Source organism: Phocaeicola vulgatus ATCC 8482, assembly GCF_000012825.1.
In the GTDB taxonomy this organism is placed as follows: Bacteria; Bacteroidota; Bacteroidia; order Bacteroidales; family Bacteroidaceae; genus Phocaeicola; species Phocaeicola vulgatus.
Genome location: NC_009614.1, coordinates 2470925 through 2492729, shown reverse-complemented (window position 1 = coordinate 2492729; position 21805 = coordinate 2470925). Strand labels below are relative to the sequence as shown.

General features: G+C 42.0%; 17 protein-coding genes and 1 tRNA gene. 12 read left to right on the top strand and 6 right to left on the bottom strand.

Going from position 1 to position 21805, the window contains the following annotated elements; translation table 11 throughout:
• Nucleotides 1-36 precede the first annotated feature (36 nt).
• The 5 genes from BVU_RS09700 (at nucleotide 37) to BVU_RS09680 (ending at nucleotide 6120) form a co-directional block, all read left to right on the top strand.
• Entirely contained in the window at nucleotides 37-804 is a 768-nt protein-coding gene (locus tag BVU_RS09700) for a ParA family protein (RefSeq protein WP_005845807.1), read from the top strand.
• Nucleotides 805-807: 3 nt separating this feature from the next.
• Complete coding sequence (locus tag BVU_RS09695) at nucleotides 808-1704, top strand: ParB/RepB/Spo0J family partition protein (protein WP_005845804.1); 897 nt, start codon at nucleotides 808-810, stop codon at nucleotides 1702-1704.
• Nucleotides 1705-1719: 15 nt separating this feature from the next.
• Nucleotides 1720-2481 (top strand): DUF5683 domain-containing protein, encoded by a 762-nt coding sequence (locus BVU_RS09690; protein ID WP_224205276.1) that lies wholly within the window; start codon nucleotides 1720-1722, stop codon nucleotides 2479-2481.
• 4 nt (nucleotides 2482-2485) lie between these two features.
• A complete protein-coding gene (locus BVU_RS09685; protein ID WP_005845800.1) occupies nucleotides 2486-3748 on the top strand; it encodes a lytic transglycosylase domain-containing protein in 1263 nt (420 codons plus the stop codon).
• A 101-nt stretch (nucleotides 3749-3849) separates the two neighbouring features.
• A complete protein-coding gene (locus BVU_RS09680; protein ID WP_011965376.1) occupies nucleotides 3850-6120 on the top strand; it encodes a RelA/SpoT family protein in 2271 nt (756 codons plus the stop codon).
• Nucleotides 6121-6211: 91 nt separating this feature from the next.
• Here BVU_RS09680 and BVU_RS09675 read toward each other — a convergent pair whose 3' ends face one another.
• Both BVU_RS09675 and BVU_RS09670 read right to left on the bottom strand, forming a co-directional pair.
• Nucleotides 6212-6559, bottom strand: a complete 348-nt coding sequence (locus BVU_RS09675; RefSeq protein ID WP_005845797.1) for a MerR family transcriptional regulator — start codon at nucleotides 6557-6559, stop codon at nucleotides 6212-6214.
• Nucleotides 6560-6592: 33 nt separating this feature from the next.
• Entirely contained in the window at nucleotides 6593-7561 is a 969-nt protein-coding gene (locus BVU_RS09670; protein ID WP_005845796.1) for a M23 family metallopeptidase, read from the bottom strand.
• Nucleotides 7562-7700: 139 nt separating this feature from the next.
• On the opposite strand from BVU_RS09670, the gene alaS reads away from it, so the two are divergent.
• Nucleotides 7701-10319: an alanine--tRNA ligase gene (gene alaS, locus BVU_RS09665; protein ID WP_005845795.1), complete on the top strand. Its 2619-nt coding sequence runs from the start codon at nucleotides 7701-7703 to the stop codon at nucleotides 10317-10319.
• A 321-nt stretch (nucleotides 10320-10640) separates the two neighbouring features.
• Here the strand turns inward: alaS and BVU_RS09660 are convergent, their stop codons facing one another.
• On the bottom strand, nucleotides 10641-12059 hold the full coding sequence (locus tag BVU_RS09660) for an ATP-dependent DNA helicase (RefSeq protein WP_005849066.1): 1419 nt from the start codon (nucleotides 12057-12059) through the stop codon (nucleotides 10641-10643).
• A 97-nt stretch (nucleotides 12060-12156) separates the two neighbouring features.
• On the opposite strand from BVU_RS09660, the gene BVU_RS09655 reads away from it, so the two are divergent.
• From BVU_RS09655 to BVU_RS09645, 3 genes are read left to right on the top strand one after another with little or no spacing between them, the layout of a single operon-like run.
• Complete coding sequence (locus tag BVU_RS09655) at nucleotides 12157-12843, top strand: hypothetical protein (protein ID WP_005845793.1); 687 nt, start codon at nucleotides 12157-12159, stop codon at nucleotides 12841-12843.
• 2 nt (nucleotides 12844-12845) lie between these two features.
• A complete protein-coding gene (locus tag BVU_RS09650) occupies nucleotides 12846-13670 on the top strand; it encodes a DUF3822 family protein (RefSeq protein WP_008669341.1) in 825 nt (274 codons plus the stop codon).
• Nucleotides 13661-14221: an RsmD family RNA methyltransferase gene (locus tag BVU_RS09645; RefSeq protein ID WP_011965375.1), complete on the top strand. Its 561-nt coding sequence runs from the start codon at nucleotides 13661-13663 to the stop codon at nucleotides 14219-14221. The genes BVU_RS09650 and BVU_RS09645 overlap by 10 nt, the downstream gene beginning before the upstream one ends.
• On the opposite strand, the gene cls is transcribed toward BVU_RS09645, so the two are convergent.
• From cls to BVU_RS09630, 3 genes are all read right to left on the bottom strand, one after another.
• Nucleotides 14190-15626 (bottom strand): cardiolipin synthase, encoded by a 1437-nt coding sequence (gene cls, locus BVU_RS09640; protein WP_005849070.1) that lies wholly within the window; start codon nucleotides 15624-15626, stop codon nucleotides 14190-14192. The genes BVU_RS09645 and cls overlap by 32 nt on opposite strands.
• A 92-nt stretch (nucleotides 15627-15718) precedes the next feature.
• Nucleotides 15719-18616, bottom strand: a complete 2898-nt coding sequence (locus BVU_RS09635; RefSeq protein ID WP_005845788.1) for a TonB-dependent receptor — start codon at nucleotides 18614-18616, stop codon at nucleotides 15719-15721.
• An 80-nt stretch (nucleotides 18617-18696) separates the two neighbouring features.
• Nucleotides 18697-19101, bottom strand: coding sequence for a hypothetical protein (locus tag BVU_RS09630; RefSeq protein WP_005849075.1), 405 nt, complete (start codon nucleotides 19099-19101; stop codon nucleotides 18697-18699).
• A 97-nt stretch (nucleotides 19102-19198) separates the two neighbouring features.
• Between BVU_RS09630 and aroB the strand changes: the two genes are divergently transcribed.
• From aroB to BVU_RS09615, 3 genes are all read left to right on the top strand, one after another.
• Nucleotides 19199-20260 (top strand): 3-dehydroquinate synthase, encoded by a 1062-nt coding sequence (aroB, locus tag BVU_RS09625; RefSeq protein ID WP_005845784.1) that lies wholly within the window; start codon nucleotides 19199-19201, stop codon nucleotides 20258-20260.
• A 273-nt stretch (nucleotides 20261-20533) separates the two neighbouring features.
• Nucleotides 20534-21394 (top strand): AraC family transcriptional regulator, encoded by an 861-nt coding sequence (locus BVU_RS09620; protein ID WP_005849077.1) that lies wholly within the window; start codon nucleotides 20534-20536, stop codon nucleotides 21392-21394.
• A gap of 100 nt (nucleotides 21395-21494) precedes the next feature.
• Nucleotides 21495-21569, top strand: a tRNA-Pro gene (locus tag BVU_RS09615).
• The last annotated feature ends 236 nt before the right edge of the window (nucleotides 21570-21805 follow it).

Sequence of the window (21805 nt, the reverse complement as noted above, 5' to 3'; positions counted from 1 at the left end):
TTATTTGTTACTTCGCAGCGAGAAAAACTGATTAATATGGGAAAAATTATTGCTTTAGCCAATCAAAAAGGTGGCGTAGGTAAAACTACCACAACGATTAACCTCGCAGCTTCTCTGGCAACACTGGAGAAAAAGGTGCTGGTTATTGATGCAGACCCTCAGGCCAACGCATCATCAGGATTGGGTGTGAACATCAAAGAGGTAGAATGCTCTATCTATGAATGTATTATCAACGAAGCCGATATACGGGAAGCAATTTATACCACCGACATTGACGGACTCGACATTGTTTCTTCACACATCGACCTGGTTGGCGCAGAAATAGAAATGCTGAACCTGGAAGACCGCGAGAAGATCATGAAAAAAGTATTAGCCCCCATGCGGGACGAATATGACTATATCCTGATAGACTGCTCCCCGTCGTTAGGCTTGATAACAATCAATGCGCTGACAGCAGCCGATTCAGTGATTATCCCTGTTCAATGCGAATATTTTGCATTAGAGGGCATCAGCAAATTGCTGAATACCATTAAGATTATTAAATCGAAACTGAATCCTTCACTGGAAATAGAAGGCTTCCTGCTGACAATGTTCGATTCACGTCTGCGTCTGGCCAACCAGATTTATGATGAAGTGAAACGCCATTTTCAAGAATTGGTATTCAAGACAATTATACAGCGTAACGTCAAACTGAGCGAAGCTCCCAGCCACGGCATTCCTGCAATATTGTATGATGCCGACTCTACCGGAGCCAAGAATCATTTGGCATTGGCACAAGAAATTATAACACGTAACAGTAAGTAAACAATGGCAGTACAGAAGAAATTTGCTTTAGGACGCGGGCTTGACGCACTGATCTCGACTGAAGAAGTAAAGACAGCCGGCTCATCTTCTATCAACGAGATAGAACTGAGCAAAATATCCGTCAACCCTAACCAGCCGCGTCGTGAATTTGATCCGGTGGCGTTACAGGAGTTGGCCGACTCTATTGCCGAAATTGGTATCATCCAACCCATTACGTTGCGTCAACTGAGTGAAGACTCTTACCAGATCATAGCCGGAGAACGTCGTTACCGCGCCTCCATACAGGCAGGACTTAAATCTATTCCGGCATACATCCGCACAGCCGATGACGAGAATGTAATGGAAATGGCGTTGATTGAAAATATTCAGCGTGAAGATTTGAATTCATTGGAGATTGCACTGGCTTATCAACATTTATTGGAACAATATGCATTGACACAGGAACGGCTGAGCGAACGTGTAGGGAAAAAACGTACCACTATCGCCAATTATCTGCGCCTGCTGAAACTTCCGGCCCAGATTCAAGTAGCATTGAAAAACCGCGAAATAGACATGGGACACGCCCGTGCCTTATTGTCCTTAGATGATCCTAAGACCCAAATACGTATCTTTAATGAAATACAGTCACAAGGCTATTCTGTCCGTAAAGTGGAAGAAATTGTCAAGGCACTGAGCAGTGGCGAGACAGTGGACAGCGGTGGGAAGAAGATCAAACCGAAAGGCTCCAAACTATCCGAGGAATACACTTTGCTGCAAAGCCACCTCTGCGGATTCTTCGGTTCGAAAGTACAGCTATCATGTACAGCCAAAGGAAAAGGCAAGATCAGTATTCCGTTCAATAACGAAGAGGACTTGGAACGAATCATGGAAATACTGGATTCACTGAAAAAGAAAGAATAAAGCGTTATTACTACATTGAAAAGAAGAACATCCACATATAAACTGTTTACATTCCTGCTTTTATGCCTTATGATGGCTGGAAGCATGAATGTTCACGCCCAAAAGGCACGCAACCGCCGTATGGGTATAAAGACAGATTCTATTATACAAGTCAAAGATTCACTTGTCATTGACAGCCTGAAACTGCTGGAAGAACGGCAAAAGATAGAAAATATGGAAGCACCTGTTGATACTGCCGCTTTAGTCCGTAAAAATGATTCCATACAGAAAGCAATGGCTGCCGAAACAAAACCCCGGTTTATCCCGAACTCCAACCGTGCCATCTGGCTGGCGTTGGTAATTCCCGGCGGAGGACAGATATACAACCGTAAATATTGGAAACTGCCGATAGTATATGGTGGGTTTGTGGGATGTGCATATGCGCTGACCTGGAACAACAGAATGTACAAGGACTATTCTCAAGCCTATCTGGATATTATGGACGATGACCCTGATACCAAAAGCTACGAAGACTTCCTGCCTCATGGCATGAGCGCGGAAGGTATGGAGGACACCTTTAAAAAACGAAAAGATTTCTATCGCCGAAATCGGGATTTAAGCATATTCTGTTTTATCGGTGTATATATACTGTCTGTCATAGACGCATACGTGGATGCCGAACTATCTGATTTTGACATATCCAAAGACTTAGGTCTTCAAATACAACCTGTTATTTTTAATGACGGCCGGAGCAGGATACCTAATACAATAGGCCTGCAATGCAGCTTCAAATTTTAATCGCATGAAAAACTTTTTAATTGGTTTATTTACATTTATAGGAACAACGGGAATAAGCGCACAAACCCAAAGTATTACCGTTCACTCGCAAACTACAGGAAAAGAAGAAATTATTGATGTTCCTGAAAGTATGCAGTCAGAAATGGACAGTCTTTACTGGGACTGGCAATCTAAGAATCACATCACATTGGGAGAGAACTGCACAATGGCCTCTACCAACCCTGTTGTAAGTGATTCCATCTATATGGATCGTCTGTCACGTATTCCCTCTATCATAGAAATGCCTTACAATGAGGCAGTACGCAAATTCATTGATATGTATGCCGTCCGTCTGCGCAATAAAGTATCCTTTATGCTTGCGGCAACCAATTTTTATATGCCTATCTTTGAAGAAGCACTTGATTTATACGACCTTCCTCAAGAACTGAAATATCTGCCGATTATAGAGTCCGCCTTAAATCCTGTCGCTGTTTCCCGCCAGGGAGCTACCGGCTTATGGCAGTTTATGCTGGGTACAGGAAAAATATACGGGCTGAAGAACAATAGCCTGATAGACGAAAGACGGGACCCGGTCAAATCAACTTGGGCGGCAGCACGTTACCTGAAAGACCTGTACGACATCTATCAAGACTGGAATCTGGTATTGGCAGCTTACAACTGCGGGCCGGGCACTATCAACAAAGCCATACGCCGTGCCGGAGGAGCCACGGATTATTGGACAATCTACAACTATCTGCCCAAAGAAACCCGTGGGTACGTTCCTGCTTTCATAGCGGCAAACTACATCATGACCTATTATTGCGAACATGGCATCTGTCCCATGGAAACACAGCTTCCCAACGCTACAGACACCATTCACATTAACAAAGACCTCCACTTACAACAAGTGGCAGAAGTATGCAACATCAACCTAGACCAGCTTCGCAGCCTGAACCCCCAATACAAAAAGGATATTATTCCCGGTAACAGCGAGTTGTGCGCACTTCGTCTGCCCAATAACTTTGTCAGTACTTTCATTGACCGCCAAGACAGCGTGTTCGCTTATAAGCCCAATGAATATCTGACCAAAAGAAAAACGGTAGCCATCAAGGAAACAACCAGTAGCAGAAACCGCTCATCCAAGGGAACTCTTTATCATAAAATCAAACAAGGAGACACATTGGGAGGAATTGCTGCCAAATACCACGTATCCATCAGCCAATTACGTAATCTAAACGGTATAAAGGGCAATAATATCAGAGCCGGAAGAAGTTTGCGGATCAGATGATTGATAAAAAATACAGATTTAACACTATACATTTTCTGAAAATACTTGCTTGAATATGTTTTTTGTATATTTTTGCAGTATAGATTATAGGAGGCAAAGATATGACGGATGAAAAGCAGACTCAGGAACAGGCGGATGAGGAAATGATAAACCAAGGGTTTCAGGAACTTTTGGACAGTTATCTAGCGACCAAGCACCGCAAAAAAGTAGAAATCATCACAAAGGCATTCAATTTTGCCAAACAAGCACATAAAGGAGTAAAACGACGCTCGGGTGAACCATACATCATGCATCCCATAGCCGTTGCTAAAATTGTATGTACCGAAATAGGACTGGGATCAACTTCCATTTGTTCGGCTTTACTGCATGATGTGGTTGAAGATACAGACTACACTGTGGAAGACATTGAAAATCTGTTTGGTCCTAAAATCGCACAGATTGTAGATGGCCTGACTAAAATATCCGGCGGCATATTCGGAGACCGGGCTTCCGCACAAGCCGAGAATTTCAAGAAATTGCTACTGACCATGAGTGATGACATCCGGGTTATCCTCATCAAAATAGCCGACCGTCTGCATAATATGCGTACACTTGGCTCCATGCTTCCCAACAAACAATACAAAATTGCCGGAGAAACCTTATACATCTATGCGCCACTGGCTAACCGCTTGGGGTTAAACAAAATAAAGACAGAACTGGAAGATCTCAGTTTCAAATATGAGCATCCGGAAGAATATGCACAGATAGAATCCAAGCTACAAGAAACACAAGCGGAACGCGAAGAAGTATTCCGTGAATTTACAGCACCTATCCGCGCACAACTGGACAAAATGGGTATCAGCTATCAATTGATAGCACGAGTCAAATCCCCTTATTCCATCTGGAACAAGATGCAGACCAAGCATATCACATTTGAAGAAATATATGATATCCTGGCTGTCCGTATCATCTTCTGTCCCAAAAATCCGGAAGAAGAACTCAACGAGTGCTTTAACATATACGTATCCATATCCAAGATTTATAAACCGCACCCAGACCGCTTGCGCGACTGGGTAAGCCATCCTAAAGCCAACGGCTATCAGGCACTTCACGTAACTCTGATGAGCAACAAAGGCCAATGGATAGAAGTGCAGATACGCAGCGAGCGGATGAATGATGTAGCCGAACAAGGCTTTGCCGCACACTGGAAATATAAAGAAGGCGGAGGCAGTGAGGACGAGGGCGAACTGGAAAAATGGCTGCGTACCATCAAGGAAATTCTGGATGATCCGCAACCGGATGCCATGGACTTTCTGGATACCATCAAACTGAACCTGTTCGCTTCTGAAATATTTGTCTTCACTCCGAAAGGTGAAATCAAAACGATGCCGCAAAACTGTACGGCACTGGATTTTGCATTCTCCATCCATACATTCTTGGGCAGCCATTGCATCGGAGCTAAAGTCAACCACAAGCTGGTGCCCTTGAGCCACAAACTGCAAAGCGGCGACCAGGTGGAGATTCTTACTTCCAAATCACAACATGTACAGCCTTCGTGGATAAACTTTGCCACCACTGCAAAAGCCAAGGCTAAGATACAGGCCATACTGAAACGCGAACAGCGAGGTATGCAGCAGGCCGGTGAGGAAATGTTACGGGAATTCTTCTCCAGGGAGGGAGTAGAGTACACTCCCGAAAACATACGAAAGATCTGTAATCTGCATACCCTCAAGACACAGGAAGAATTGTTTGCAGCCATCGGATTCAAAACAATCATTCTAGGAGAAAACGATAAAAACGAACTGAAAGACAAACCGGTTTCCAGTAACTGGAAAAAGTATATCTCTTTCGCTTTCGGAGGCAGCAAGACAAACAAGGAGAAACCGACAGAAGAGAAGGTTCCCCTACCAAAGATAGACAGCAAGAAAATATTGAAACTGACTCCCGAAGCTATCCAAAAGAACTATGTGATAGCAGAATGCTGCAAACCTATTCCGGGAGATGACGTTTTGGGATATATAGGCGACAATAATCGTATCATCATCCACAAACGCCAATGTCCGTTGGCTACCAAACTGAAAAGCAGTTATGGCAACCGCTTGTTGGCTGTCCAATGGGAAACAGGAAAGTCCTTGTACTTCCCTGTAAATATCTACATAAAAGGTATTGACCACATCGGTCTGTTAAACAAGGTAACAGAAATCATTTCACAACAATTGAATGTAAATATCCACAAGTTGAATATTGAAAGTAACGATGGTATCTTTGAAGGAAGAATACAGCTATTTGTGCACGATGTGGATGATGTAAAATCCATCACTACCAACCTAAGGAAAATAGATGAGATAAAAACCGTCACCCGTATCGAAAAGTTCGAAGACGAGCCGAATTAACCAATACCAGTTTCACCGCAGATTACACTGATTTGTCCATAACGATTATCTGCAACTCGTTTTTAATCCGTGCAATCTGTGGTGAATATTCTTAAGTCAGGTAATCCAGTTCTTTACGCATACTGACCAATTCCTCACGTATCAGTTTCAATCTGTCCAAAATCTCCGTAGTACGGATAGTGGTTTCCCTGTTCATCTTCAGTTTCTGCTTAGCCCCCTGTAAAGTCATCCCTTTCTCTTTCACCAGATGATAGACCAGCCGGATATTCTCAATATCCTCTTTACGATACTGACGGACATTCCCTCCCGCCTTCTTGGGCGAAATAATAGGAAATTCCTTTTCCCAATAACGCAACAAGGATTCATTTACATCAAACATCTTCGCCACTTCCCCAATGGAATAGTAAAGTTTCAATTCTTTATTCGGATTATAGGCCATGGTAAATTAAAATTAAGAATTAAAAATTCACGGCTAGTCAAATACCTTACCGTGATTGGCTGCAATCTGTATCATCTTGTCATAATCTTCCGCACTCAAATCCATGAAATAATAATTCACAGGATTCTGCACTTTTCCTTTCACGTGCACTTCATAGTGCAAGTGCGGCCCGGTACTCTTGCCCGTATTTCCTACCTCCCCTATCACTTCCCCACGTACCACCTTTTGCCCCGGGCGAACCTTATACTTGCTTAAATGTGCATACCAAGTCACGTACCCGAAACCATGATCCACCTGGATCAGATTTCCATAACCGGTTTCCCATCCCGCCTTTACCACCGTTCCGTCTCCCGTAGCATAAACAGGAGTACCTATATTGGCAGAGAAATCCATTCCCGCATGAAACTTGGCTGTTTTATAAATAGGATCTATACGTACACCGTAACCTGAAGCCGTCTTCTTCAAATTCTTATTGGATACCGGCATTATGGCCGGAATACATTTCAGCATCTCGTCATGATTCTTGCACAAATCCACCACCTCGTCAAAAGACTTGGACTGGATATAAAGCTGCCGGTTCAACATATCCAGCTTCTGAGTGGTATTGATAACCAGATCGGCATTCGCCATATCCCGCAACTGTTCATAGCGGTTTGTCCCCCCATAACCGGCCTTACGGACTGCATCCGATACAGGATCGGCCTGCAACACCACCCGATACAAATTATCATCACGCTGTTGGATATCCTGCATCACCCCCATAGCCTCATCCAGACGATGGGACAACACATTATACTGGGCCAGCAAACGGGTATTCTCTATACGGAGCTCCTTCTCGGACGGAGAACCAAAGATCAATAATAAGATAATGAAACTGCCTGCCCCCAAGCCCATTCCCACAAACAAACGGCGCAAGATGCTTAAGGCACGCTGCCTCACTGTGGGGTAAATGCGGTCATAAGTTCGGGTCTTAGGATTATAAATATAGTAGACTTTACGCATCTAATTCTGCTTTTTGAAGTTTTTAATGCACAACACATCAATATTTTGCACAATTCTTGACGACAAAAATAATAAAACCAATTATCTTTGCAAATCCTTTTTGAGAATATTAACTAGAAGACAATATATTATAAGCGACATGATGACAGCTAAAGAAATTAGAGATTCTTTCAAAAGCTTTTTCGAGTCGAAAGGACACCAGATTGTTCCATCGGCTCCGATGGTCATTAAAGATGACCCCACATTGATGTTCACCAATGCAGGTATGAACCAGTTCAAAGACATTATTCTGGGCAACCACCCGGCCAAATACAAAAGAGTCGCGGACTCACAAAAATGTTTGCGTGTAAGCGGCAAGCACAATGACCTGGAAGAAGTGGGACATGATACCTACCACCATACTATGTTCGAAATGCTGGGCAACTGGTCTTTCGGAGATTACTTCAAGAAAGAAGCTATCGGCTGGGCATGGGAATATCTGGTAGATGTACTGAAGATAGATCCGAAAGATCTGTATGCCACCGTATTCGAAGGAAGTCCCGAAGAAGGACTGGAACGGGACAACGAAGCCGCCTCTTACTGGGAACAGTTCCTGCCGAAAGACCATATCCTCAATGGCAACAAACATGACAACTTCTGGGAAATGGGTGATACAGGTCCCTGCGGCCCGTGTTCCGAAATCCATATCGACTCACGTTCGGAAGAAGAAAAAGCTCAAATCCCCGGCAACCAACTGGTAAATAAGGATCATCCGCAAGTAATCGAGATCTGGAATCTTGTATTCATGCAGTTCAACCGCAAAGCAGACGGTTCACTGGAAGGTCTTCCCGCCAAAGTGATCGATACCGGTATGGGATTCGAACGTTTGGTGCGCACACTGCAAGGCAAGACATCCAACTATGACACTGATGTGTTCCAACCGATACTGAAAGCCATTGCCGAAATGGCAGGAACCACCTATGGTCAAGACAACCAGAAAGATATCGCCATGCGCGTTATAGCCGACCATATCCGTACCATCGCATTCTCAATCACCGACGGCCAATTGCCCAGCAACGCAAAAGCCGGCTATGTAATCCGCCGTATCCTCCGCCGTGCCGTCCGTTACGGATATACTTTCCTGGGACAGAAACAAGCATTCATGTACAAGCTGCTGCCTGTATTGATTGAGAATATGGGCGAGGCCTATCCGGAGTTGAACGCACAGAAAACACTGATCGAGAAAGTGATCAAAGAAGAAGAAGAATCTTTCCTGCGCACACTGGAAACAGGTATCCGTCTGTTGGACAAGACTATGAACGATGCCAAAGCTGCCGGGAAAAAAGAGATCAGCGGTGTGGATGCCTTTACATTATATGACACTTTCGGTTTCCCCCTCGACCTGACAGAACTGATTCTCCGAGAAAACGGCATGACTGTAAACGAAGAAGAGTTCAACGCCGAAATGCAGAAACAAAAAGAACGCGCCCGTAACGCGGCAGCCGTTGAAACCGGCGACTGGATCACCATAAAGGAAGGTGACACCCACTTTGTAGGTTATGACTTTACCGAATATGAAACCAGCATCCTGCGCTATCGCCAGATCAAGCAGAAAAACCAGACATTGTATCAAATTGTACTGAGCGATACTCCTTTCTATGCCGAAAGTGGTGGTCAGGTAGGTGATACAGGGGTGATCGTAAGCGAATTCGAAACCATTGAAATCATTGACACCAAGAAGGAAAACAACCTTCCTATCCATATCACCAAAAAACTGCCCGAACACCTTGACGTTCCGATGATGGCTTGTGTAGATACAGAAAAACGTGCCGCCTGTGCCGCCAACCACTCTTGTACTCACTTGCTGGACGAAGCGTTGCGCCAGGTATTAGGAACTCACGTAGAACAAAAAGGTTCTTTGGTAACCCCTGAGTCATTACGTTTCGACTTCTCTCACTTCCAGAAGGTGACTGACGAGCAACTTCGTGAAGTGGAACATTTGGTAAATGCCAAAATCCGTGAGAACATCCCTTTGACGGAATACCGCAATCTTCCTATCGAAAAGGCAAAAGAACTGGGTGCTATTGCTTTGTTCGGTGAAAAATACGGTGATGAGGTACGTGTTGTCCAATTCGGAAACTCTATTGAATTCTGTGGAGGTACCCACGTTCCGGCTACAGGCAAGATCGGTATGGTCCGTATTATCAGCGAAAGCTCTGTTGCTGCCGGTGTGCGCCGTATCGAAGCTATCACGGGGGCCAAAGTAGAGGAATTGATGGATACGGTCCAAGATACGCTGAATGACTTGAAGGCATTGTTCAACAATGCTCCCGATCTGAAAGTCGCCATCCGCAAGTATATTGACGAAAATGCAGGATTGAAGAAGCAGGTGGAAGAGTTCATGAAAGAAAAGGGCGCCGCACTGAAAGCCAGACTGGTAGAGAATGCCAAAGAAATAAATGGTGTGAAAGTGGTGAAAGCCATCATTCCGATGTCTGCCGACGTAGTGAAAGATATTGCCTTCCAGCTGAAAGGTGAGATTCCTGCCAATCTGTTCGTTGTAATAGGTAGTGTGGACAACAACAAACCGATGCTGACTGTCATGATTAGCGAAGACTTGGTAAAAGCCGGACAGAATGCAGGTAAACTGGTCCGTGAAGCAGCCAAACTGATTCAAGGCGGCGGCGGCGGTCAGCCCCACTTCGCAACGGCAGGCGGTAAGAATCCCGACGGTCTGAATGCGGCTGTTGATAAAGTGATAGAGCTGGCTGCATTGTAATCTATTCGAATTTCGTCCATATTTCGTATATATCAAAACTCCGCCATCTGGTCTGAAAGCCGATGGCGGAGTTTTTTTATCTGGTTTACTAAGCCTTTTCTTCTTTATGGATAAGGGAAATAAAAAGGAAGATTTCTATCTCCCAAGCCTTTGGAGTTATCTCCATAGCCTTTGGAGTTAACTCCATAAGCTTGGGAGTTAACTCCAAAGGTTATGGAGATAGAATACAAACGTTCAAAAAGGCTTAGCCATAAAGAAAAAAACATTAACCAAACGGTTGAAAACATATCATCAGTCATTAACACCTCACTGACTGCCCGCTCATTCCGTCTGCTCCTTCGGCCAGTTCACTAGATACAGAATTTCCGTAGCACGGGTGAAAGCCGTATACAGCCAACGGAAATAATCCGGAGTCAACATATCCTCCGTCATATAACCCTGATCCAAAAAGACCCGTTTCCACTGGCCACCCTGCGCTTTGTGACAAGTAACGGCATACGCATATTTCACCTGCAAGGCATTGTAATGAGGATCGGCTTTCATTTTCTTCATCCGCTCACGTTTCACTGTTATATCAGCATAATCCTCCAATACCGAATAAAACAACTTGTCATTCAATTCTTTAGGCAGTGCGGGTGTTTCAGTATGCAAGGTATCCAACAAAAGTTTCACCTCCAATTCCATACCATCATAGTCGGGGAACGCCAGCACCACATCGGCAAAACGAAAGCCGTATGCCTCACGCACCCGACGGACACGGCGAACCACAGCTATATCTCCATTGGCTATAAAATCAATCTCCTTACAACCCTCCGTCCAAAAATAGTTATTCTTCGCCACCATCAGCAGGTCACCGCTGTTCAGCTCATCCTCCCGAAACAGAATCGTATTCCTGATTCCCTTATTATAAATATTCGCCCGTTTATTGGAACGGCAGACCACAATCGTTTCGTCCATACCTGCCTGACCGTAACAATCATTGATTACCTCAATCAGCTCACTACCAGAAACCATCCGGATATCCGGAAACCCTTCCACACGGACAGAAGGCAAAGTGAGAAAATTTTCCTCGGATATGTAGCGGCGCAATTCTGTCGCATTCCAAAGAATCCCCGAATCATGCATCTGACGGACCACCTCAGTGAGCTGCGCCTCATATACTTCCATGCCATACCCGCGTAACTTATCGGCCGAAAGAGCCGGACTCTCCTCCTCTCCCACCGGAGGAAGCTGCGCCGTATCTCCTATCAGCATCAGACGGCAACCTGTTCCGGCATATACATATTGAATCAAGTCGTCCAGCAAACGCCCTGTACCAAAGACCGCCCCCGCCAATCCGTCATTAGCGATCATCGACGCCTCATCCACAATAAACAAAGTATGCTGATGCAGGTTATCATCCAAAGAAAAGTTGTCCAGGTCATTTGAAAAGTTGCGCTGGCGGTAAATCTTCTTATGGATAGTATAAGCCGGATGCTGTGCATAATGTGAAAAGACTTTAGCCGCCCTTCCCGTCGGAGCAAGCAGAACACACTTTTGCTGTAACTGGTCCAAGGTCTTCACCAATGCTCCGATAAGGGATGTTTTACCCGTACCGGCATATCCCTTTAAGAGAAAAACCGAGTCCGATTGGCGGGAAAAGAGAAAATCTGCTAAAAATTTAACAGCTTTTTCTTGTTCTAAAGTTGGTTTATATAGAAAATTTCCCTTAATTTGCTGCACTAAATAACTATTAATCATAATTGCGTAATAAAAAGTTCCTTGAACTGTGCGTTATTAGATTTATTTGTTTTATTTTTGCGATGCGAATATAAACTAAAAAAAACACATATTTATCATGAAAACAGTTATTAATATTGTATTGGCTGCTTGCGTTATCGGTTTGATATACGTTTGCTACGGCAGTATCATGGGACCGATCAACTTCGATGACGCTAAAAAGACTAGAGAGAAACAAGTTATTGCACGCTTAATTGACATCCGTAAGGCACAGTTGGAATACCGTAACCTGCACAATGGACGATATACTGCAAGCTTCGACACCTTGATTGATTTCGTCAAAACTGCAAAACTTCCGTTTGTAAAGAAAGAAGGAGTTTTGTCTGATACACAACTGGAAGCCGGTATGACTGAAAAGAAAGCGATGGCAATCATCAACAAAGCCAAAAAGACCGGTAACTGGAAAGAAGTTGAAAAAGAAGGTTTGATGAACTTCAAACGTGATACTTTATGGGTTGCCGTAACAGATACAATCTATGCTCCGGGCTTCAATGCAGACTCTTTGAGATATGTTCCCTTCGGAAACGGCGTACAATTTGAGATGGTTACCCGCAGCGATACTACCAAATCGGGTGCTCCTTTGAACTTGTTCCAAGCTCAAACTCCGTATGAAACATATTTGGGCGGCTTGAATACTCAAGAATTGGCTAACCTTAAAGACCTTCAGACCAAATTGGGTAAATATTGCGGTTTAAGAGTGGGTGATATCGAACAGCCTAACAATAACGCAGGTAACTGGGAATAAGAATGACTGAACGTATCGATTTTACAAAATCAGAACAATATACATTATCCATCCGCCTCAGTGCGGATGGATTTTCTTTTTCTATCTATAACCCACTGACAGATAATGATTTCTGCTTTGTTCCGCATCCGGTCAACACCGGATATTCCATGACGGCCAATCTGAAAGATATGCTGACTAAAACAGAAGCGCTGAAGTATCCGTATAAACGGGTTAACATCTTGTATGACTCCCCCCGTTTCACCCCTGTTCCTTTGGAATTATTCGAAGACGAACAGATGGATACAATTTTCTATCATAATTTTCCTAAAGCTAAAGGAAATAACGAGATTGTACTTTGCAATGTCCTGGGAAGAAGCAATGTGGTAATACTTTTTGCTATGGACAAACATACCCATTTGTTACTGACTGAACATTTTCCTACAGCTCGTTTCTTCTCCACCGCCAGCCCGCTGACTGAATATTTCGCCCGGAAAAGCCGGTTGGGTAACAGCCGGAAACTATATACATACATACGCGAGCAACAAATGGAAGTTTTTTGTTTTGATAAGGGCAACTTATTACTGATCAACTCATTTCCATGCAAACAAACCACAGACCGTGTGTATTACCTATTATATGTATGGCAACAATTAAATTATAATCAGGAAAGAGACGAGCTGCACTTGACAGGAATATTAAAGGACAAAGAAGAATTACTGAAAGAGTTGCGCAATTATCTGCGCCAGGTATTCGTCATCAGCCCCAAAGCGGAATTCAACCGCTCCGAGATAAGTAAAATAGAAGAGATACCTTTTGACATGCAAACCTTATTATTATGCGAGTAATCAGCGGTATATACAAACGGCGCCGTTTCGATGTGCCTCATACATTCAAGGCACGTCCGACAACGGATTTCGCCAAAGAGAACCTTTTCAATGTATTAAGTAACAATTATTTTGACTTCGAGGACGGAGTTACAGCCTTGGACCTTTTCGCCGGTACGGGCAGCATCAGTATAGAACTGGTTTCACGCGGTTGTGACCGGGTTATTTCAGTAGAAAAAGATCCCCAGCACCTTTCTTTCATCTCACAGATGATGCGTGAAGTGAAGACCGACAAATGTTTTCCTATCCGTGCTGATGTCTTTAGATTTATAGACAAATGCAGCGAGCAATTTGATTTCATCTTCGCCGACCCTCCATACGCCTTGAAAGAGTTGGAAAGCATCCCCACCCGTATTTTCGAAAGCGGGATTTTAAAGGAAGACGGATTACTGGTACTGGAACATGGCAAAGAGAATCATTTTGAGGATGACCCCCATTTTATTGAGCGCCGTGCATATGGCAGTGTGAACTTCTCTTTCTTCAAAGCAACGGTGCCAGCAACCGGACAATAGATTCTTGTGCTTTTTGATACCAAGGACGCTTTATCCATGTTTTTCTCTGCAACAGGATGGCGTCCTTCTGGTCTTGCAGGAAAATACCTTTCAACAGCAATGCTGAGGACGGATCATACATAAAGGCATTCACCTCAAAATTATGCTCAAAGCTACGGAAGTCCATATTTGTAGAACCTACCGTAGAAAGAGTATCATCACTGACCATCAGCTTGGAATGCAAAAAACCTTTCTGATAAAGGTAAATCCTGACACCCGCACGCATGATATCATCCAAATAAGATAACGAACCTAAATGTGTTATCCATGTATCGGCACGTGCCGGTATCATAATGCGAACATCCACGCCTGCCAAAGCTGCCGTTTTCAATGCCATCAGAATAGGTTCGGTAGGCAACAAGTAAGGTGTTTGTATATAAAAATACTTTCGGGAGCTGCTGATAGCTATCAGTAGCCCTTGCATAATATCCCGCCATTCGCCTACAGGATCGGAAGTGACAATCTGTATCAGAGCCTTTCCAAAGATTCCGACTTCGGGGAAATAACGGGAGGAAGTGATAAGGGTACGGTCTACTACATACCAATCGGTCAAAAAAGCAGTCTGTAACCCATATACCGCTTTTCCTTCTATTTTAATGTGAGTATCCCGCCATATCCCCCATGGAAAGCCTTTCATATAGCGCAAAGCAATGTTCATCCCTCCCGTATAAGCCACACGACCGTCGATTACTACTATTTTACGGTGATTACGATAATTTACCTTACTGGTAAATAAAGGAAAACGGACTTTCAAAAAACTGCGTGCCTCAATACCTGCTCCCCGCATTTCATCAAAAAAAGCATGGGGAACTTTCCAGCAGCCCACATCGTCATATAGCAAACGCACTTCTACTCCCTGCCGCGCTTTATCTATCAACAAATCGCGCAGCAACCTGCCTGCCGGATCATCCTCAAAAATATAAAACTGCAAATGGATGTGATGCTTTGCCTTACTGATTTCTTTCATCAATGAATACAGCATGGAATAACCATCCGTAAAAACTTCCGTCGCATTTCCTTCAAAGGGCAAAGCATTATTCACTTTCCGGAAAAAACGCATCAACTGGTGCTGTTCATCAGGACACTTAAACGCCTTTTGCGCCTGATATTCTGCCATGGGACGTTTTATGAGACGGGTGAACCCTTTCTTGCTGATCAATTTCTCCTTACGTGTGCTTCTGCCGAAAAAGAAATAGAACACAAGCCCCACAATGGGCAGGAAAAAGAGCACAAGTACCCATGCCATTGTTTTAACGGGATTACGATTATCAAGTATCACTATAAAGATAGTTCCGATGATAATCACAAAATAAAGCACGTTAAAAGCAACAGCAAAGATTTCATTAAAGATACTCCACTCTACCATATAATTCCAGTAATTTACTTATAAGCAAACTTATAAAAAAAATCCCAACCTATAACAATATAGATTGGGAAAAGATTAAGATATAGTTTCATTTAAAAAGGACGCCGGCCATGTCTTCCCGGACCGGGACCAAAACCGGGACCGCCGAATCCCCTATGGCTATTCATCATCTTGTCACGGGCGGCTTTACTTCCAAAAATATTCAGACGATAGATAAAATGTACCATACAATAACTGTTGATACTGTTGTATTCGGTAACCGAACGTACATCCGCTGTCAAAGAACGGCTGATATTGCTCTGTTGTTTTAAGATGTCGTACATTTCAAAACTAACAGTTGCAGCTCCTTTCAATAGACTTTGTGCTATTTGGGCATTCCAAATCAGTTCATTATTGTTCAAACTGGCATCATCATATCCTCTACGGGACTGGTTGGTGATATTAGTAGACAATGTCATCTGCCATGGTAAAGTGACATTGGTACTCGCTCCATATGAGAATGTATAAGGATTCTGGTTCTTTTCAGGACGCAGCTTGCTACGTTCCGCTGTATACTCAATAGAACCATTCAATGAAAATTCAAACCAGTCATTCCGATAGGACCCATTCAGATTCTCCGCCAAAGTCAAACCGGTAGTCGTATTCTTATCATCATGCAATGTTTCCTTATTGTATAAGAACGCTACCTGATTCCGGTAGCTCACACGAGAAAAAGAATTTATAGTAAACTTTTTATTCTTCAAAGCCGAATTAAAACCGAACAATCCAAACGCATTCCAGTTTCCATTGATATTCTGAGGAGTTGAAGTAGTACCACCCGTATTCTCATCATATACCGTACTATTACTGATACTATTCTGAGTAGCAGTGAAATTTACATGAGTCATTATGCCACGCTGCTTCTCGGCATTATAAGTGTTATAAAACAAACGCATGGTATGGGCAAACGAAGGCTTCAAACCTGGATTACCCACACGGATATTCAACGGATTGGAATTATCGACAATCGGCAACAGGTTTTCCATACTAGGCTGGCTACTACGCCCACGATAAGTGATACGCAACTGACTTACTTTGGAGAAGCGATAACGAAAATCCAGATTCGGAGCAAAATTGAATACCGTTCTTGTGGTATCAGTCATGTAATCTCCCTTCTTATAGGACAATTTCGTATTTTGAGGCTGTAAGGACATGCCGGCACTCAACTGATATTTCTCCCGGATAAATCGTAGTCCCAAAGAAATATCATGATTAAAGTATTTATATTCAGCATCCTTACTCAAGCTATCCACATAAGCAGTTTCATAGTTTTCGGGTAATCCGTCATTTATATCCCAAGGATACCCCAAATCGTATGTCGATTTATCACTCTTGCTATTCTTATATTGGAATCTATAACTAAATTGCAGGAAAGTAGCCCGTGCTATAGGTTCGCTATAAGTAAACTGTGCTGTATAATTATAATTTTTAGTAGGCATCGTAATGTATTGATTACGATGTTCTATAGAATCCCCTCCTAAATAGTTCTTTATCTGATAATAACGGGTTTCCGATTGAGCATACTGATCGCTGTCATCATCTCCATATCCAAATGAACCACGGAATGTAATGTTACGTCCCTCATTATTCAGTTTCCGGTTCAGCTGCAATGTTGCATTAGCCGACAAACTATTTGATTTGGACAGATTATGTTCATTGGTAGCATTAATACGAGTATCCCTTAACGGATCATCAGACTCTATATTGTCAAAGTTCAAATAATCATTGGGATTTACCACATACTGATAAGGATCCTCATTAAAAGTACCTGACTCTGCAACTGAAGCTCCCCTTGTCTTGTCATAAGAAACATTCGGCCGGAAAATAATATTGGTCATTGAATCGGGACGCCATTCCATACGGAAATCTGCCTTGAAACCTGTTTCCTTATTACTATTGGCTTTGTTTGAATTGGAATAAGAATCCCCCGACTGCAAAAAACGCTGTGAAGATCCGACTGTTACTACATCTGCATCACGATAGTTGTAACGCATACTACCTCCCAATTCCAGTTTTTCTGTTTCTGTAGCAAAATTCGCTCCTAGCATTTTAGTCGCGTTCAATCCATTGTTACGCCTCCAACGAGGTCCTCCTCCCGAAAATCCCTGATCATTCACATTATTGGCGGAACCAATAATAGAAACCTGAGTTTTATCATAAAAACGGTTAATCATAGCTCTTCCTGTATAACGGTCTTCCGTTCCGGCGCCTAAATCCACGTTTCCAAACCAGCCTTGATTCATCCCCTTCTTCACCGTCAAATCGAGCACTGTTTCCTCCTCACCATCATCAATACCCGTAATGCGTGCCAAATCGGATTTCTTATCATAGGTTTTCAGTTTTTCCACCATATCGACTGGCAAGTTCTTCAAACCGGTCTTCACATCACCGCCAAAAAACTCTTTGCCATCTACCATAAGTTTCTTGATTTCCTTGCCGTTCATCTTTATGTTTCCGTCTTCATCTATTTCTGCTCCCGGAAGTTTTTTCACCAATTCTTCCAACATCGCCCCCTCAGGAGTACGATAAGCAGAAGCGTTATAGCCAATAGTATCTTCTGAAATGGTTACCTGCGGAGCCTCGGCTACAATAACCGCCTCACCCAACATGATAGCATCGGTGGGTAAAGTGACTGTTCCAATATTAACACTCGGTTTACCAGCTGTCAGCTGCAAAGATTTTTCCTGAGTAAGGTAACCTACAAATGAAATTTTAAGTACATATTTCCCCGGGCGGGCAGCAATAGAGAATACTCCGTTGTTATTGGTAACATTTCCTACCACCATTGTACTATCGGGTAGAGAAAGTAACTGTACGGTAGCTTGTCCAACCGGGCTTTTATCATCACCATCAATCACAGATCCCGTCACGGTTATGCGCTTGCCACTTTGCGCCCAAGAGAGAGTTGCACAGGTACATACCAGTAACAACAATAATACTAACTTCTTCATTTTTTCTTTTTCCTTGAAATTTTAATGCCTAATGTCCTTTGGACACTCTTGTCGACAAAAGGTTTAACGGAAAAATGTATTTATTTCTTAAACAATCGGTCAACCCGGCTTTTTTGTACACCAAATTCCAGACAAATAACATTAAAAACCATATAAACTATAGCAATGGAATTATCCGCTTCTTCCAGATTTCCATTATATACTCCTCTGACCAACATTACAATATAATAAATGCCCAACAAATAAATAGCATAACAAATAGCCTTGATACGTATTCGGGAAATCTTCTCATTCTCATCCTTCACTTTTGCCAAGAAGATCATAAACAAAGAAAACCAGATAAGTAACTTGATAGAAGCCTTTGTAAACAACAGGTTACTATCGTTTATCATGCCAAACATAAACATGAACAACGGTACGAAAACAGACAACAACAGAACAACATATCCCATCGTCCTACAATAAACCGGTAAAATTCCTTTCATTATTTTATATTTTAACGTACAAAAGTAATTATTTGTAAGCAAAGAACGGTCATCTTTTTGCTTTTTTACCTAAATTTGCAGGCAAATAATAGAAAATATGAGTAAACAAGAAGTTATTATCTGCCATAACTTAGAAGAAAATCTCAATAAGGCAATAAACCAATGCCCACATGACAAATTATTTGTCTTGGCTGACGAACATACACGTGAACTTTGCATTCCTGTTTTATCAGAATTTGATTGTATTAAAAATGCCCATTTTATTTATATAGGGGCTGAAGATGTGCACAAAAACTTGGAAACACTGGCATATGTATGGAAAGAGTTGGGAGATAAAGGTGCAAGCCGTCATTCGCTACTTATCAATTTAGGTGGAGGGATGGTTACAGATTTAGGAGGATTCGCCGCATCAACTTTCAAACGAGGGATCAAATATATTAATATTCCTACCACACTGCTGGCTATGGTTGATGCATCTGTAGGAGGCAAGACCGGAATCAATTTCAACGGATTAAAGAATGAGATCGGAGTCTTCTCTCCTGCCGAAAGTGTATTGATTGACGCTAATTTTCTAAAATCACTGGATATTCGCAATCTATTGTCCGGATACGCTGAAATGTTGAAACATGGTCTTATCAGCACCCATGATCATTGGATAGAATTGTTGAAATTTGACTTCAACAATATAGATTACAAGGTCTTACAGACTTTAGTCGGAAAATCTGTACAGATTAAAGAAGATATAGTGGAACAGGATCCTTTTGAAAGAGGAATCCGCAAAGCTTTAAATCTGGGACACACCGTAGGGCATGCTTTTGAAAGTCTGGCATTAGAAACACAGCATCCGATATTACATGGTTACGCTGTGGCATGGGGAATAGTTTGTGAACTTTATTTCTCCCATATCAAAACTGGTTTTCCTAAAGACAAGCTACGTCAGACCATCCTGTTCGTCAAAGAACATTATGGAGTTATGCCTTTTAATTGCAAACAATATGAACGCCTCTATGAATTCATGAAACATGATAAGAAAAACTCAGCAGGCATTATCAATTTCACCCTATTAACTGAAATAGGAAATATACAGATTAATCAATCGGCAAGTAAAGACGAAATTTTTGAAATGCTGGATTTTTATCATGAATCCATGGGTTGCTGATCTCCCTTCAAACAGATGGAAAGGATTATACAAACTTTCCATCTGTCCGATACAATAAAAACATCTTTTATTTATTCCCAATTATAATCGATCAAACTTTTAACAATCAAGCAATTAGAGTATTTATAATACATTAGTTAAAAAACAGGACAATCATTTAAAAAAGACAAATATAAAGCACCTTTTTTCCGTAAAATTGTTCCTAAATACCATTGATCAACTTTTCAATGCTTCAGAAACCCTATTTTTGCATTATATAATTGGTTGGTATAAATGTTATATAAGGAATTTGAAAAGAATAGAGAAGATATATTAGAGAATGAATTTTGCATGCAATCTAATGCATCAACATTGCCCATTACAGATTGCCCTTCTTATACCCCTATATGTACTATTGGAATCTGTATACAAGGAAATGCTAAAATAAGAATGGATTCTCAAGAATATACTATACACCCACATGATGTTTTTGTCTTTATGCCGGGACTGCTAGTCTCAGTCATAGAGACAAGTCCTCATTTCACAACAAACTATTTTACACTTTCAAACACATTTTTCTATGATGTAATAAAAACTATCAGGAGTTTTTCTCCTCAATTTTTCTCTTACATGAAATCTCGTTTCCTTTATCCCTTGCCGGAACAAGAGATGCAGTATTTCATGAATTATTATACGTTACTGAAGAGTCGGATCAAACTTCCCAAAAGTTTTTCCAGAGAAGCAATTATAGCTCTGCTAAGAATTATATTCCTAGATTTATATAACGATTTTGAAAATTACATCAATCATAGAAATAATACAAGTACAACACGTAAAGAAGATTTAACGCATAGATTCTATACGCTAATGATGGACAACTACAGAGAGCATAAAGAGGTTATCTTTTATGCCGACAAACTTCATGTTTCTTCCAAATATCTGTCTGAAGTAGTTAAAGAAACCAGTGGAAAATCTCCTAAGGACTGGATTATAGATTATTCATTACTGGAGATAAAAGAATTATTGAAAAACAGTTCTCTTAATATTCAGGAAATAACAATCAGAACTAAGTTCCTGAACCAGTCTGCTTTAGGTCGTTTTTTTAAAAGACACACCAATATGTCTCCCTCTGAATATAGGGAATCGACTTATTAGTTTCATCAATACCTTGCATAAAAAGATGCACTTTTAATGTAAAAAAGTACAGAGAATATTTGCAAATACCAAAAAAAGCCGTACCTTTGCATCCGCAATTCGGGGTGTAGCTCAGCCCGGTTAGAGTACGCGTCTGGGGGGCGTGTGGTCGCTGGTTCGAATCCAGTCACCCCGACAAGCTGAGCATGAAGGAGTTTAGTGAAAACTAACTCCTTCTTTTTATTATACTACCCAACATTGATCTTACCTTACCGAAACCAATATTCGGGGCCCAGCGGAAATTTCGCATCATCAGATAAATAAAAGGGGCAGTTCTTATGTGTCTCTCTCGTATTCGTTATACAGAAATAACATTAATGAAAATATAACAAATAAAGCTGTTAAAGAACTCATCAACCAAAAACCTTTTTC

What these genes read in the sequence shown, in the direction of transcription:
- BVU_RS09635 (WP_005845788.1), bottom strand. Translation starts at nt 18,616, where the DNA reads ATGAAGAAGTTAGTATTATTGTTGTTACTGGTATGTACCTGTGCAACT.
- BVU_RS09620 (WP_005849077.1), top strand. Translation starts at nt 20,534, where the DNA reads ATGTTATATAAGGAATTTGAAAAGAATAGAGAAGATATATTAGAGAAT.
- BVU_RS09645 (WP_011965375.1), top strand. Translation starts at nt 13,661, where the DNA reads ATGCGAGTAATCAGCGGTATATACAAACGGCGCCGTTTCGATGTGCCT.
- BVU_RS09630 (WP_005849075.1), bottom strand. Translation starts at nt 19,101, where the DNA reads ATGAAAGGAATTTTACCGGTTTATTGTAGGACGATGGGATATGTTGTT.
- BVU_RS09670 (WP_005845796.1), bottom strand. Translation starts at nt 7,561, where the DNA reads ATGCGTAAAGTCTACTATATTTATAATCCTAAGACCCGAACTTATGAC.
- cls (WP_005849070.1), bottom strand. Translation starts at nt 15,626, where the DNA reads ATGGTAGAGTGGAGTATCTTTAATGAAATCTTTGCTGTTGCTTTTAAC.
- BVU_RS09685 (WP_005845800.1), top strand. Translation starts at nt 2,486, where the DNA reads ATGAAAAACTTTTTAATTGGTTTATTTACATTTATAGGAACAACGGGA.
- BVU_RS09680 (WP_011965376.1), top strand. Translation starts at nt 3,850, where the DNA reads ATGACGGATGAAAAGCAGACTCAGGAACAGGCGGATGAGGAAATGATA.
- BVU_RS09650 (WP_008669341.1), top strand. Translation starts at nt 12,846, where the DNA reads ATGACTGAACGTATCGATTTTACAAAATCAGAACAATATACATTATCC.
- alaS (WP_005845795.1), top strand. Translation starts at nt 7,701, where the DNA reads ATGATGACAGCTAAAGAAATTAGAGATTCTTTCAAAAGCTTTTTCGAG.
- BVU_RS09695 (WP_005845804.1), top strand. Translation starts at nt 808, where the DNA reads ATGGCAGTACAGAAGAAATTTGCTTTAGGACGCGGGCTTGACGCACTG.
- BVU_RS09655 (WP_005845793.1), top strand. Translation starts at nt 12,157, where the DNA reads ATGAAAACAGTTATTAATATTGTATTGGCTGCTTGCGTTATCGGTTTG.
- BVU_RS09675 (WP_005845797.1), bottom strand. Translation starts at nt 6,559, where the DNA reads ATGGCCTATAATCCGAATAAAGAATTGAAACTTTACTATTCCATTGGG.
- aroB (WP_005845784.1), top strand. Translation starts at nt 19,199, where the DNA reads ATGAGTAAACAAGAAGTTATTATCTGCCATAACTTAGAAGAAAATCTC.
- BVU_RS09660 (WP_005849066.1), bottom strand. Translation starts at nt 12,059, where the DNA reads ATGATTAATAGTTATTTAGTGCAGCAAATTAAGGGAAATTTTCTATAT.
- BVU_RS09700 (WP_005845807.1), top strand. Translation starts at nt 37, where the DNA reads ATGGGAAAAATTATTGCTTTAGCCAATCAAAAAGGTGGCGTAGGTAAA.